9 protein-coding genes and 2 pseudogenes are annotated in these 12478 nt (G+C 72.0%); 3 read left to right on the plus strand and 8 right to left on the minus strand.

The genetic code is table 11. The annotated features are described in order from the left end of the window. Positions 1-905 (plus strand): annotated as a pseudogene (locus MCAG_RS06005) (hypothetical protein); the annotation flags it as partial. Between the two features lie 51 nt (positions 906-956). On the opposite strand, the gene coaE reads toward MCAG_RS06005, so the two are convergent. The 3 genes from coaE to MCAG_RS06020 all read right to left on the minus strand — a co-directional run bounded on the left by coaE (position 957) and on the right by MCAG_RS06020 (position 5134). Then, complete coding sequence (gene coaE / locus MCAG_RS06010; RefSeq protein ID WP_007072085.1) at positions 957-2138, minus strand: dephospho-CoA kinase; 1182 nt, start codon at positions 2136-2138, stop codon at positions 957-959. Between the two features lie 331 nt (positions 2139-2469). Next, positions 2470-3963 carry a 30S ribosomal protein S1 gene (rpsA, locus tag MCAG_RS06015; RefSeq protein ID WP_007072086.1) on the minus strand — a complete coding sequence of 498 codons (1494 nt, stop codon included), beginning with the start codon at positions 3961-3963 and terminating at the stop codon, positions 2470-2472. 346 nt (positions 3964-4309) lie between these two features. Further along, positions 4310-5134: a class I SAM-dependent methyltransferase gene (locus tag MCAG_RS06020; RefSeq protein ID WP_007072087.1), complete on the minus strand. Its 825-nt coding sequence runs from the start codon at positions 5132-5134 to the stop codon at positions 4310-4312. A gap of 213 nt (positions 5135-5347) precedes the next feature. Between MCAG_RS06020 and MCAG_RS06025 the strand changes: the two genes are divergently transcribed. Together MCAG_RS06025 and MCAG_RS06030 are read left to right on the plus strand one after the other, a co-directional pair. Continuing rightward, a complete protein-coding gene (locus MCAG_RS06025) occupies positions 5348-5569 on the plus strand; it encodes a DUF2945 domain-containing protein (protein WP_036372518.1) in 222 nt (73 codons plus the stop codon). Continuing rightward, positions 5556-5903: pseudogene (locus tag MCAG_RS06030) on the plus strand (DUF3140 domain-containing protein); the annotation flags it as partial. The gene MCAG_RS06025 and the pseudogene MCAG_RS06030, both read left to right, overlap by 14 nt. 30 nt (positions 5904-5933) lie before the next feature. Here MCAG_RS06030 and polA read toward each other — a convergent pair. The 5 genes from polA to MCAG_RS06055 all read right to left on the minus strand — a co-directional run bounded on the left by polA (position 5934) and on the right by MCAG_RS06055 (position 12465). Continuing rightward, entirely contained in the window at positions 5934-8642 is a 2709-nt protein-coding gene (polA, locus tag MCAG_RS06035) for a DNA polymerase I (protein ID WP_007072088.1), read from the minus strand. A gap of 108 nt (positions 8643-8750) precedes the next feature. Further along, positions 8751-9461, minus strand: coding sequence for an ABC transporter ATP-binding protein (locus tag MCAG_RS06040; RefSeq protein WP_007072089.1), 711 nt, complete (start codon positions 9459-9461; stop codon positions 8751-8753). Beyond that, complete coding sequence (locus tag MCAG_RS06045) at positions 9451-10356, minus strand: ABC transporter ATP-binding protein (RefSeq protein WP_083802205.1); 906 nt, start codon at positions 10354-10356, stop codon at positions 9451-9453. The genes MCAG_RS06040 and MCAG_RS06045 overlap by 11 nt, the downstream gene beginning before the upstream one ends. A 7-nt stretch (positions 10357-10363) precedes the next feature. Further along, positions 10364-11518, minus strand: a complete 1155-nt coding sequence (locus tag MCAG_RS06050; protein ID WP_036372522.1) for a branched-chain amino acid ABC transporter permease — start codon at positions 11516-11518, stop codon at positions 10364-10366. After that, positions 11515-12465 (minus strand): branched-chain amino acid ABC transporter permease, encoded by a 951-nt coding sequence (locus tag MCAG_RS06055; RefSeq protein ID WP_036372524.1) that lies wholly within the window; start codon positions 12463-12465, stop codon positions 11515-11517. Before MCAG_RS06055 ends, MCAG_RS06050 begins: the two co-directional genes overlap by 4 nt. Positions 12466-12478: the final 13 nt, after the last annotated feature.

Below are 12478 nucleotides of genomic sequence, written 5' to 3' on the forward strand. Positions count from 1 at the left end.
CGGCCGACCGACACGCTGCGGCGGGCCCGCCGCGCCCCGCCACGCCGCGGAAGGCGACGCCGAGCGTCCCGGGGGCGACCGTGGGCTGGCCCGGGCCGGCAATCAGCCTGCCGGTCGTGGCCCCGCCCACCGCCCCGCTCCTCGACGGTGCCGCCCGCTGGTGGGTGGACCGCGACGCCCGGCTGCACCGGTTGGAGGGACGCTTTCCCGGCGGCGTGCCGGTCACGCTGGAGTTGCAGCGGACCAACCGACCGGTGCTGTGGCCGGTGGCCGCGCTCGGTGGCCGCCCGGGGCTGCCCCGGGCGCTCACCGGGCCCGAGGAGAACCGGCTGGCCCGGCTGGCCACCCGGATGCGGACCCGGGGCGGGGCCGCCGCGACGCTCACCGCGCCCGTCGCACCGGGCGGGGTCGTACGCGGCACCGGCTGGATCAGCTGGGCGGCGGGGGCGGCGTACCTGTCGGTCGGCGGAGCCGACGCGTGGGCCGGCCGGACGCTGCGCCGCTACGACGCCACCGGGGTCTGGTCAACGGCCGCCACCGGTGCCCCCACCGCCCCGCCGCCGCTGCCTCCGCCGAGCACCCGGCACAGCTGGCAGCACAGCGTGCCCCACACCGACGACACGGGCGACATCGACCTGCTGCTGGCCGCCGCGCTGCGCGTCGGCGTGGCGGCAAAGCCGGCGGGCCCGGCGACCCGGATCCGGGGGGACCACCTCGCCGGCCGGGCCGTCGACGTGATCGAGGCGGACGCGGAACACGGCGGGCTGCGCTACTGGATCGACCGGTCCGGGCTGCTGCGCCGGCTGGAGCTGCGCACCCGGCTCGGCACGTACGCCCAGCTCGACCTGACGCCGGGCCCGGTGCCGGCACTGCCGCCGCCGGCCAAGCCGCCCGCCCGCCGCTGACGCCGACGGGCCGGACCCGGTGCCGTCGGCCGCGCCAGCACACCAGCCGGCTCAGGGCCGCCAACCGGTGCGCACGGCCCACTCCTCGGCGCGGTGGTGCTCCTCGTCGAACCACGGGTCCCGCGCCGTGGCGGGGGTGCTCCCCTCCGGCGCGCTGGCCGCCAACTCCCCCTTGAGCGCCAGGTACGCGGCCCGCTGATCCGGGTCGGCGCGGAGGTGGTCGCGCATCAGCAGCGCGTACCGCCAGCCGGGCGAGCCCTCCGCGCGCAGGTGCAGGCGCACCGGACGGCCCGGATCGGCGCTGCCGTGCAGCCGCTTCTCCCACCGGCCGCTGCCCGCCGGGCGGGGGCTGTCCCACCACTGGCCGGGCAGCCGGGGGAAGCCCGCAGCGGCAAGGCGCTCGGCGAGGGGGCCGTCCGCCTCGACCAGGCTCGGCACGGTCAGCTGGATGTCGATGACGTCCCTGGCGGCGAGGCCGGCGACGGCCGTCGAGCCGATGTGGTCGATCCGCGGGTCGGCCGGGGCGAGCGCGTGCCGGATCCGGGCGGCCAGCCGGGCGTACTGCTGGGGCCAGGTCGGATCGGGGCCGGTGAGGCCCGCCCCCTCGGGGTCGGCCACCCGACGGCTCCGGAGGTTCTTCTCGTACGGCAGCAGCCGGTCGCGCCACAGCCGGTCCACCTCGGCGTGCAGTTCGTCGAGGGTGCCGTCGTTGCGCAGCACCACGTCCGCAACCGCGCGGCGGCGGGCGTCGTCGGCCTGCGCGGCGATCCGCCGCTCGGCCTCCGCCCGGGTCATCCCCCGGTCGCGCGCCAGCCGCGCGAGCCGGGTGACGACCTCCGTCTGCACCACGACCACCAGATGGTACGTCGGAGCGAGCCCCACCTCGACCAGCAGCGGCACGTCGTTGACCACGACGGCGTCGGGGGCGGCAGCGGCGGCCAGCTCGGCGGTCCGCGCCCGGACCCGGGGATGGGTGATCGCCTCCAGCCGGCGGCGGGCCGCCTCGTCGGCGAAGACCACCCCGCCCAGCGCGGCCCGGTCCAGCGCCCCGTCGGGGCCGAGGACGGTGTCCCCGAAGGCGGCCACGATCTCCGCCAGCCCCGCGCTGCCCACGGCGACCACCTCCCGGGCGATCCGGTCGGAGTCGATCACCACCGCACCGAGCCCGGCCAGCCGGGCCGCGACCGCGCTCTTGCCGGACCCGATCCCGCCAGTCAGTCCCACCATCAGCACCGCATTAGTCAACCGGACCGCCCCCCGCGCCGCCAAACCGGGCCACCGCCGTCGGTTCCGCCCCCGCGCGGTCGCGCCCGCCCCATGATCACAGTCGATCCGGCAAAGAGTGGCCTGCGGCCGGGCGCGAGGCCACCCGGTCCACGATCGAGCACGTGTTCTTGCCGGCCACCGCCGCCGGGGTGGGGGCGAGGGACAGGTGGCGGGGAACGCGAGGGGCCCCGCCCCCGGCGGCCCGGTAGAAACCGGATCGCGGGGACGGGGCCCGTCGTCGTCAGCGGCGGCTCCTCGCCGGGCGCGTCAGCCGCGCCCGGCCGGAGTCGTCACAGGGTCACTTGCCGCCGGCCAGCTTCTCCCGCAGAGCGGCGAGCGCCTCGTCGGTGGCCAGGGTGCCGGCCGGCTCCTCGGCCTGCCGGCTCGGGGCCGAGCTGGTCGAGGTGGTGGTGCCGCCGGTCGACACGGCCGGAGCCGGGTTGGCAGCGGCCTCGGCGTCGGCGGCCCGGGAGGTCTGCACCTGCTTGGTGTGGGCCTCCCAGCGCTGACGGGCCTCGGCGTACTGGTTCTCCCAGGTCTCGCGCTGCTTCTCGTACCCCTCGAGCCACTCGCCCGTCTCCGGGTCGAAGCCCTCCGGGTAGATGTAGTTGCCCTCGGCGTCGTAGGTCGCGGCCATGCCGTAGAGGGTCGGGTCGAAGTGCTCCTCGCCCTCGACGAAGCCCTCGTTGGCCTGCTTGAGCGACAGCGAGATCCGGCGGCGCTCCAGGTCGATGTCGATGACCTTGACCATGACCTCGGAGCCGACCTGGACGACCTGCTCCGGGATCTCCACGTGGCGCTCGGCCAGCTCGGAGATGTGGACCAGGCCCTCGATGCCGTCGTCCACCCGGACGAAGGCGCCGAACGGCACCAGCTTGGTGACCTTACCCGGCACGATCTGCTGGATCGCGTGGGTGCGGGCGAACTGCCGCCACGGGTCCTCCTGGGTCGCCTTCAGCGACAGCGAGACCCGCTCGCGGTCCAGGTCGACGTCCAGGACCTCGACCTCGACCTCCTGGCCCACCTCGACGACCTCGGACGGGTGGTCGATGTGCTTCCAGGACAGCTCGGAGACGTGCACCAGGCCGTCCACGCCGCCCAGGTCGACGAACGCGCCGAAGTTGACGATCGAGGACACGACGCCCTTGCGGACCTGGCCCTTCTGCAGCTTGTTGAGGAACTCGGTGCGCACCTCGGACTGCGTCTGCTCCAGCCAGGCCCGGCGGGACAGGACCACGTTGTTGCGGTTCTTGTCCAGCTCGATGATCTTGGCCTCGAGCTCGCGGCCGACGTACGGCTGCAGGTCACGCACCCGCCGCATCTCGACCAGGGACGCGGGCAGGAAGCCGCGCAGCCCGATGTCGAGGATGAGACCACCCTTGACGACCTCGATGACCGAGCCGCGGACGACGCCGTCCTCGTCCTTGATCTTCTCGATCGTGCCCCAGGCCCGCTCGTACTGCGCCCGCTTCTTGGAGAGGATCAGACGACCCTCCTTGTCCTCCTTCTGGAGAACCAGGGCCTCGATGTGGTCACCGACCGAAACGACCTCGGCCGGGTCCACGTCGTGCTTGATCGACAACTCCCGAGAGGGGATGACACCCTCGGTCTTGTAGCCGATGTCGAGCAGGACCTCGTCCCGATCGACCTTGACGACGGTGCCTTCGACAATGTCGCCGTCGTTGAAGTACTTGATGGTCTCGTCGATCGCGGCGAGGAAAGCCTCCTCGGAACCGAGATCGTCGTGGGTGACCCGGGTGGCGCTCGAGGGGGCCTCGATGCTGCTCGTCATGTGGGCGGTTGCTCCGGTCGGATGGGTTGTCACAGCAGGCTGGTGTCGCGGTGACCTGTTCGCGCCAGCGGATCCGTCGCCGGGCACACCGAACAATCACTAGTGAGGTCCTGATGTGGCTCCGTCTGGAACTCCGCGACCGCGCGCCTTCTCCCTGCCGAGGCACGCGACCCGCGAGCGCATCGTCTAGCCTACCGTGCGCATTACCACAGCGTGCAAGCCCTGGGACAAGTGATCCAGCCCGCTTTCGCGACGGATCATGACGTTCACCCGCATAACGGCGTTTTCCCGGCAAGAGGCAGCCGGCCGGTGCCGCCCAGCCGCGACACGGTGCCCATCGGCCGGGTCACGGGGCGGTGGGACGCCAGGCCACGAAGATGGCGGTCCCCGGGAACAACCGGCCGCGCAGCGGGCTCCACTGGCCCCAGATCTCCTCGTGCCCCGGCGGCCACTCCGGTTCCACCACGTCGCGGAGGACGAAGCCGGCGGCCGTCAGCTCGCGGACCCGGTCACCGAAGGTGCGGTGCGCCTCGACGTAGGCCGGCACCCCCGACGAGTCCTCCTCGACGTACGGGCGGCGGTCGAAGTAGGAGTGCACCGCCATCAGGCCACCCTCACCGGGGTCGTCCAGGAAGACCCAGCGCATCGGGTGCGTGACGGCGAAGACCCACGACCCGCCCGGACGCAGCACCCGGAACACCTCGCGCATGAGGGCTGCGGAGTCCGCGACGAACGGCACGGCACCGAAGGCCGTGTGCACCGTGTCGAACGTGCCCGCCCGGAACGGAAGCGCGAGGGCGTCGGCCTGCACGAGCGGCACGTGCACGCCGGAGCGTTCGGCGGCCAGCCTGGCTTGTCGCAACATGCCGGCAGACAGGTCCAGCGCCGTCACGTCCGCCCCTTCGCCGTCCAGCCAGCGCGAGCCCGCAGCCGCGCCGCAGCCCAGCTCCAGCATCCGGGTGCCCTTGACGTCGCCGAGCAGCCGCACCTCCGCCTCCCGCAGGCCCTCCGGGCACCACACGAGGTCGACATCTCCGAGGAAAGTGCCGTGTTCCTCCTGGTAGCTGTCGGCATCGTGGTCCCACCAACGGCGGCTCGCCGTTCTGCCCTCAGCGTCGGACACGGCGCGACGGGTGACGGCGGGTTCGAGATGTGCTGGGCGCTCGTCCATCCTGGTAACGGTACGGATCGGGCTGGTCGGCAAGGCATCAGGTGCCGAGGGTGATCCGGGGCGAGCCGTTCGAGCCGCCCCTGACCGCGCTGGCGCACCGGCCCTGGAGCCACTCCGGAGGTCGTGATGGCCTCCGACTGCCCACTGCTTGGCGACCACCCCCTCCCGCAACGGGAGGGTGTACACCGCAGGAACCCCGGGTAGCCAGGGCGCATGGCCGAACAGAGGGAATTCCGCGCAGGCGACCACGTCTCCTGGGCCAGCCACAGCGGGCGGGCGTACGGCGTGATCCGCGAGAAGATCACTGAGCGCACGCACGTGCGGGGCCACACCGTGAACGCGTCCCCCGAGCAGCCGCAGTACCGCATCCGCAACGACGACTCGGGGCGGGACGTCGCCCACCGGCCGGAGGTGCTGCGCCATGAGCGGGAGTGACGGAGAGCCGCACGGGGACACCTACCGGGAGTTCACCGAGGCGGTCAACATGCGACCCGGCGAGCTGTCGACCTGGCTGGAGACCGACGAGTCGAAGCACGTCGGCTGGCGGAAGAAGGGCACCACCGGCGGCGAGTCGGTGGGGCACTCGTCCGGCCGGCGGATCGTCGACCTGCTGCGCCGCAAGCGCTCCGAGCTGACGGAGGCCGACTACCGGCACATGCGCAAGGTCGTCGGGTACGTGCACCGGCACCTGGCCCAGCGGCCCTCCGGCGACGTGCGGGACACGCGGTGGCGCTGGTCGCTGATGAACTGGGGCCACGACCCGCTCCGGTGAGCGAGCCTCGCTCCACGGCAGGGCCGGTCAGTGGTCGGCGCTGTTCCAGTCCCGGCCCTGCCCGACGGAGACCTCCAGCGGCACCGACAGCGGGTACGCCTCGCCCATCTGGCTGCGCACCAGCGCCTCCAGGGTGTCCCGTTCGCCGGGGGCGACCTCGAAGACCAGCTCGTCGTGCACCTGCAGCAGCATCCGCGAGCGCAGCCCGGCCTCGCGCAGCCCGGCGTCGACGCGCAGCATGGCGACCTTGATGATGTCGGCCGCCGAGCCCTGGATGGGGGCGTTGAGCGCCATCCGCTCGGCCATGTCCCGCCGCTGCCGGTTGTCGCTGACCAGGTCCGGCAGGTAGCGGCGGCGGCCCAGGATGGTGGAGGTGTAGCCGTCGTGCCGGGCTCGGGCCACCACCTCCTGGAGGTAGTCGCGGACCCCGCCGAACCCGGCGAAGTAGTTGTCCATCAGTCCGCGCGCCTCCTCGGCGGTGATGCCGAGCTGCTGGGACAGGCCGAACGCGCTCAGCCCGTACGCCAGCCCGTAGTTCATCGCCTTGATCTTGCGCCGCTGGTCGGCCGTGACCTCGGCGACCGGCACCCCGAACACCGACGAGGCGGTGGCGGCGTGGAAGTCGTGGCCGGAGTTGAACGCCTCGATCAGCTTGTCGTCCGACGACAGGTGCGCCATGATCCGCATCTCGATCTGGCTGTAGTCGGCGGTGAGCAGGCACTCGAACCCCTTCCCCACGACGAAGGCGCGGCGGATTCGTCGGCCCTCCTCGGTGCGGATCGGGATGTTCTGCAGGTTGGGGTCGGTGGAGGAGAGCCGGCCGGTGGCCGCCACGGTCTGCTTGAACGTGGTGTGGATGCGACCGTCCTCGGAGACCGACTTGAGCAGGCCGTCGACGGTCGTCTTCAGCTTCGCCACGTCCCGGTGGCGCAGCAGGTGCTCCAGCACCGGCAGCGGGTTCTGCGCGTAGAGCCACTGGAGGGCGTCGGCGTCGGTGGTGTAGCCGGTCTTGATCTTCTTGGTCTTGGGCAGCCCCAGCTCGCCGAAGAGCAGCTCCTGGAGTTGCTTGGGCGAGCCCAGGTTGAACTCCCGCCCCACCGCGGCGTACGCCCCCTGCGCGGCGGACTTCACCTCGCCCGCGAAGTGGGCCTCCAGCTCCTGGAGGTAGTCCAGGTCGGCGGCGATGCCGACCCGCTGCATCGCGGCGAGCACCTCGGACAGGGGCAGCTCCACCTGCGCCATCAGCCGGGCGGACTGCTCGCCGTCGCGGGACAGCTCGGCGTCGATCGCGTCGGCCAGGTCGAGGGTGGCCCGGGCCTGGAGCATCAGGTTCTGCTCGGCCTCGCCGTCGTCGCCGAGGCCGTCGAAGGTGAGCTGCCCGGTCTCCGGGGCGTCGACCCGCAGCTCGCGGTGCAGGTAGCGCAGCGCCAGGTCGGTCAGGTCGTAGGAGCGCTGGTCGGGGCGGGCCAGGTAGGCGGCGAGCTCGGTGTCCCGGGCGACGCCGGCCAGGGACCAGCCGCGGGCGGCGAACGCCAGCCGGGCGTGCTTGCTGTCGTGCAACACCTTCGGCCGGGCCGGGTCGGCCAGCCAGGCGGCCAGGGCCCGCTCGTCGGACTCGGCCAGTTCCGCCGGGTCGAGCCACGCCGCCGGGCCGGTGGCCAGCGCGAGGGCCAGGGCGTCGAGCTGCGGCTCGTAGCGCTCGCGTGGGTCCCTCGGCTTGGCCGGCGTCTTCACCGCCACGCCGACCTGGGTGCCGGCGGGGGCGTGCGCGGCCAGCCAGGCGGTCACCCTGCCGGGCTCGGTGAGCCGTTCGGCGGCCAGGTCGAACCCGGCCTCGGCCTCCGGCTCGACGGCCTCCAGGTACTGGTAGAGCCGGTCGCGCAGGATGCGGAACTCCAGCGTGTCGAAGACCTGGTGCACGGCCTCGCGGTCCCAGCCGGCCCAGCGGGCGTCCTCGGGGCGGATCGGCAGCTCCAGGTCGCAGACGAGGCAGTTGATCTCGTAGTTGCGGATCACGTCGGCGAGCCGCTCGCGCAGGCTCTCGCCGGCCTTGCCCTTGATCTCGTCGGCGCGGGCCACCACGCCCTCGACCCCGCCGTACAGGTTGATCCACTTGGCGGCGGTCTTCGGGCCGACCCCCGGCACGCCGGGCAGGTTGTCGCTGGTCTCGCCGACCAGCGCCGCCAGGTCGCGGTAGCGCTGCGGGCTCACGCCGTACTTCGTCTCGACGGCGGCCGGGTCCATCCGGGCCAGGTCGGAGACGCCCTTGCGGGGGTAGAGCACGGTGACGCTGTCGCCGACGAGCTGGAAGGCGTCCCGGTCGCCGGTGGTGATCAGCACCGACATGCCCTGGTCGCGCGCCTGACAGGCGAGGGTGGCGATGACGTCGTCGGCCTCGTACCCCTCCTTCTCCACCACCGGGATCCGCAGCGCCGCGAGGACCTCCTTGACGAGGCTGACCTGGCCCTTGAAGTCGGTGGGGGTTTCGCTGCGGCCGGCCTTGTACTCCGCGTACTTCTCCGTGCGGAAGGAGTGGCGGGAGACGTCGAAGGCCACGACGATGTGGGTGGGCTGCTCGTCGCGCAGCACGTTGATCAGCATCGAGGTGAAGCCGTAGACGGCGTTTGTCGGCTGCCCGGTCGTGGTGGAGAAGTTCTCCACCGGCAGGGCGAAGAACGCCCGGTATGCCAGGGAGTGTCCGTCGACGAGGAGCAGGCGCGGCGTCGTAGCTGTCACGGCAGCGACTCTAGCCCGTACGCCCGACATCCCCGCCGCGCGGCACGGCCCGCAACGGCGGCGGCCGGCCGCCCCGCGAGGGGGACGACCGGCCGCCGGCGATGCGCGTCAGGCCACGCCGAGGTACGCCTCCTTGACCGCCGGGTCGTGCAGCAGCTCCTGGCCGCTGCCCTCCTTGACGATCCGGCCGGTCTCCAGCACGTAGCCCCGGTGGGCGCGGGACAGCGCCTGCTGGGCGTTCTGCTCCACCAGCAGGATCGTGGTGCCCTGCTCGTTGATCCGGGTGATGATCTCGAAGATCTGCTGGATCAGCTTCGGCGCGAGGCCCATCGACGGCTCGTCGAGCAGCAGCAGCCGGGGGCGGGCCATCAGCGCCCGGCCCACGGCGAGCATCTGCTGCTCACCGCCGGAGAGGGTGCCGCCGGCCTGCTTGCGCCGCTCGGCCAGCCGGGGGAACAGGTCCAGCACCATGGCCAGGTCCTTGGCGATCTCGGCCTTGTCCCGGCGGGTGTACGCCCCCATCTCCAGGTTCTCCAACACCGTCATGCCCGGGAACACGCCCCGGCCCTCCGGCGCCTGCCCGATCCCCCGGGTCACCCGCAGGTCGGCCCGCATCCGGGTGACGTCGGTGCCGTCGAAGACGATCGAGCCCTGGGCCACCGGACGCAACCCGGAGATCGCCCGCATCGTGGTGGTCTTGCCCGCGCCGTTGGCGCCGATGAGCGCGACCACCTCGCCCTCGTTGACCACCAGGCTGATCCCGTGCAGCGCCTGGATGCGCCCGTAGAGCAGGGTCAGGTCCTTGATCTCAAGCAGCATCGGTCGGCACCCCCAGGTACGCGGCGATCACCTTCGGGTCGTCCCGGACCTCGGCCGGCAACCCCTCGGCGATCTTCTTGCCGAACTCCAGCACGACGATCCGGTCGGTCACGCCCATCACCAGCCGCATGTCGTGCTCGATCAGCAGCACGGTCGTGCCGTTGTCCCGGATCATGCGGATCAGGCCGAGCAGTTCCTCCTTCTCCGCCGGGGTGAAGCCGGCGGCCGGCTCGTCCAGGCAGAGCAGGGCGGGGTCGGTGGCCAGGGCCCGGGCGATCTCCAGGCGGCGCTGCTCGCCGTACGACAGGTTGCGGGACAGGTCGTTCGCGCGCCGCTCGATGCCGACGAACCGTAGCAGCTCGTACGCCTTCTCCCGGCCCTCCCGCTCCTCCTGCCAGTGCCGCGGCAGCCGCAGCATGGCCGAGATGACGCTGGTCTTGTGGTGGACGTCCGCGCCCACCATCACGTTCTCCAGGGCCGTCATCTCGGGGAAGAGCCGGATGTTCTGGAACGTCCGGGCGATTCCGGCCTTGGTGATCCAGGAGCGCCGCTTGCCGTTGGTCCGCTGGCCCTTGAACCGGATCTCGCCCTCGGTGGGCCGGTAGACGCCCGTCATCGCGTTGAAGCAGGTCGTCTTGCCGGCGCCGTTCGGGCCGATCAGACCGAGAATCTCCCCCCTGTACAGGGTGAAGTTGACCTTGTCGAGGGCGACCACGCCGCCGAAGCGCAGCGTGACGTCGTCGACCTCCAGCAGCGGCTCCCGCCCTGCGGCGTCCGGCCCTGCCGGGGTCGCCGCCGCCGGCGCGCCGGAGCCGGGCTCCGGCGGCACGCCGACCGTGCTGCGGCCGTCGGCGGTGATGTCGCGGTCGCTGCTGGCGTCGCGTTCGCTCTTCATCTGCGGATCACTCACTGGGCACCTTCTCCTGCGGAACCGCCTCCTGACGCCGGTCGGCGAACTCCGCCGCCCGCCGCCGATTGGGCACGATGCCCTGCGGGCGGAAGATCATCATCACGATGATGACCAAACCGAACACGAGGATGCGGTACTCGGCCGCGTCGAACTCCACCCCGACCAAGTCGCCGACGCCGCGCAGCCACTCCGGCAGGTACCAGGTGATCGCGCCGCCGACGATCGCGCCCTTGATGTTGCCCGCCCCGCCCAGGATGACCGCCGCGAGCACCAGGATGGAACTCTCCAGCACGAACTGGTCCGAGTTGATGAACGTCTGCTTGCCGGCGAAGACGGCGCCGGTGAGGCCGGCCACCGCCGCCCCGATGGCGAAGGCCCACAGCTTGTACTTGAACGTCGGCACGCCCATGACCTCGGCGGCGTCCTCGTCCTCGCGGGTGGCCACCCAGGCCCGGCCGACCCGGCTGTTGGCCAGGTTCCGCACCAGCACGATCACCAGCAGGATCAGCGTCAACAGCAGCCAGTAGTAGGGCCGCGCGTCGACCACCCCGAACAGCGGCTTGCCGTCCGAGCCGGTGCCCGGCGGGTGCGGGATCGCCGGGATGCCCCGCTGGCCCTGCAACACGCCCTCGTTGCGGGCGGCGTAGAGCCGGATCATCTCGGCGAAGCCGAGGGTCACGATGGCCAGGTAGTCGCCGCGCAGGCGCAGCGTCGGGCCGCCGAGGATCACGCCGGAGATCATCGCGACCATGACCGCGATCGGGACCGCCGCCAACCACGGCCAGTTCGTCCCCAGCCGGCTCTCCGGCGAGGTCAGCAACGCCACCGTGTACGCGCCGAGCGCGTAGAAGCCGAAGTAGCCCAGGTCGAGCAGGCCGGCGAAGCCGACCACCACGTTGAGCCCGACGGCCAGCAGCACGAACACGGCCGTGTCGAACAGCACCCCGGCGAAGTCCGACCGGGTGGTGTAGAAGGCGAAGTACTCGCTGCCGATGGGGAAGCCGAGGTACTCGTAGAACCACCTGTTCGGCAGGATGTAGAGCAGGACTATCAGCGCCGCGATCGCGGCCCAGCGGACCTGCTTCGGCATCGCCGCCCAGCGGCCCTTGAGGGCCGGGGAGCGGCCCTTGTCCACGGTGGCGGTCATGCGCGCGCCCTCCCGAGAGATTCGCCGAGCAGGCCGGTGGGCCGGAACATCAGCAGCACGATCAGCAGCACGAAGCCGGTGAAGTCCTTCCAGTCTCCACCGAACAGGCCGGCGGCGTAGTTTTCCGCCACCCCGAGCAGCAGGCCGCCGAGCAGCGCGCCGCGCAGGTTGCCGATACCGCCGAGGACCGCCGCGGCGAATGCCTTCAGCCCGATCAGGAAGCCCACGTTGAACTTCGTGTAGCCGTACCGGACGTTCCACAGCAGGGCCGCGACGCCGGCCATCAGGCCACCGAGCACGAAGACCAGCAGGATCACCCGGTTCTTGTTCACGCCCATCAGGGCGGCCGTGTCCGCGTCCTGGGCCACCGCCCGGATGCCGCGGCCAAGCCGGCTGCGGTTCACGAACTGGTCCAGGCCGATCATCATCACCAGCGTGACGCCGAGGATGAGCAGCTGGATGTTGGTGACGGCCGCGCCGAACACGGTGAAAGCCGTCTCGGCGGGGATCAGCGTCGGCATACCGAACGGCGCCCGTTCGGTGCCGATGCCGAAGGATTCGGCGAGCACGAACGACGCGCCGATCGCGGTGATGAGGAAGGCCAGCGGCGGTGCGTTGCGCCGGCGCAACGGCCGGTAGGCGACCAGCTCCACGGTCACCGCGGTCGCCGCCGAGGCGACCGCCGCCACGACCAGGCCGGCCACCAGCGCGAGGATCAGCGGGCCGAGGGCGGGCGAGGGGGAGTTCTGGTCGTAGCCGAGGGCCTCCCAGGTCCACAGGGCGGTGAACGTACCGACCATGAAGACCTCGGAGTGGGCAAAGTTGATCAGGCGGAGAACGCCGTACACGAGGGTGTACCCGAGGGCGACGAGCGCGTAGATCGCGCCCTGTTCCAGCCCGGTGATGGTCAGAGCCGGGAAGTTCCCGAGCAGCTCATCGAAGTTCAAGTGGGGCTCCAAC

Source organism: Micromonospora sp. ATCC 39149, from assembly GCF_000158815.1.
GTDB lineage: Bacteria > Actinomycetota > Actinomycetes > Mycobacteriales > Micromonosporaceae > Micromonospora.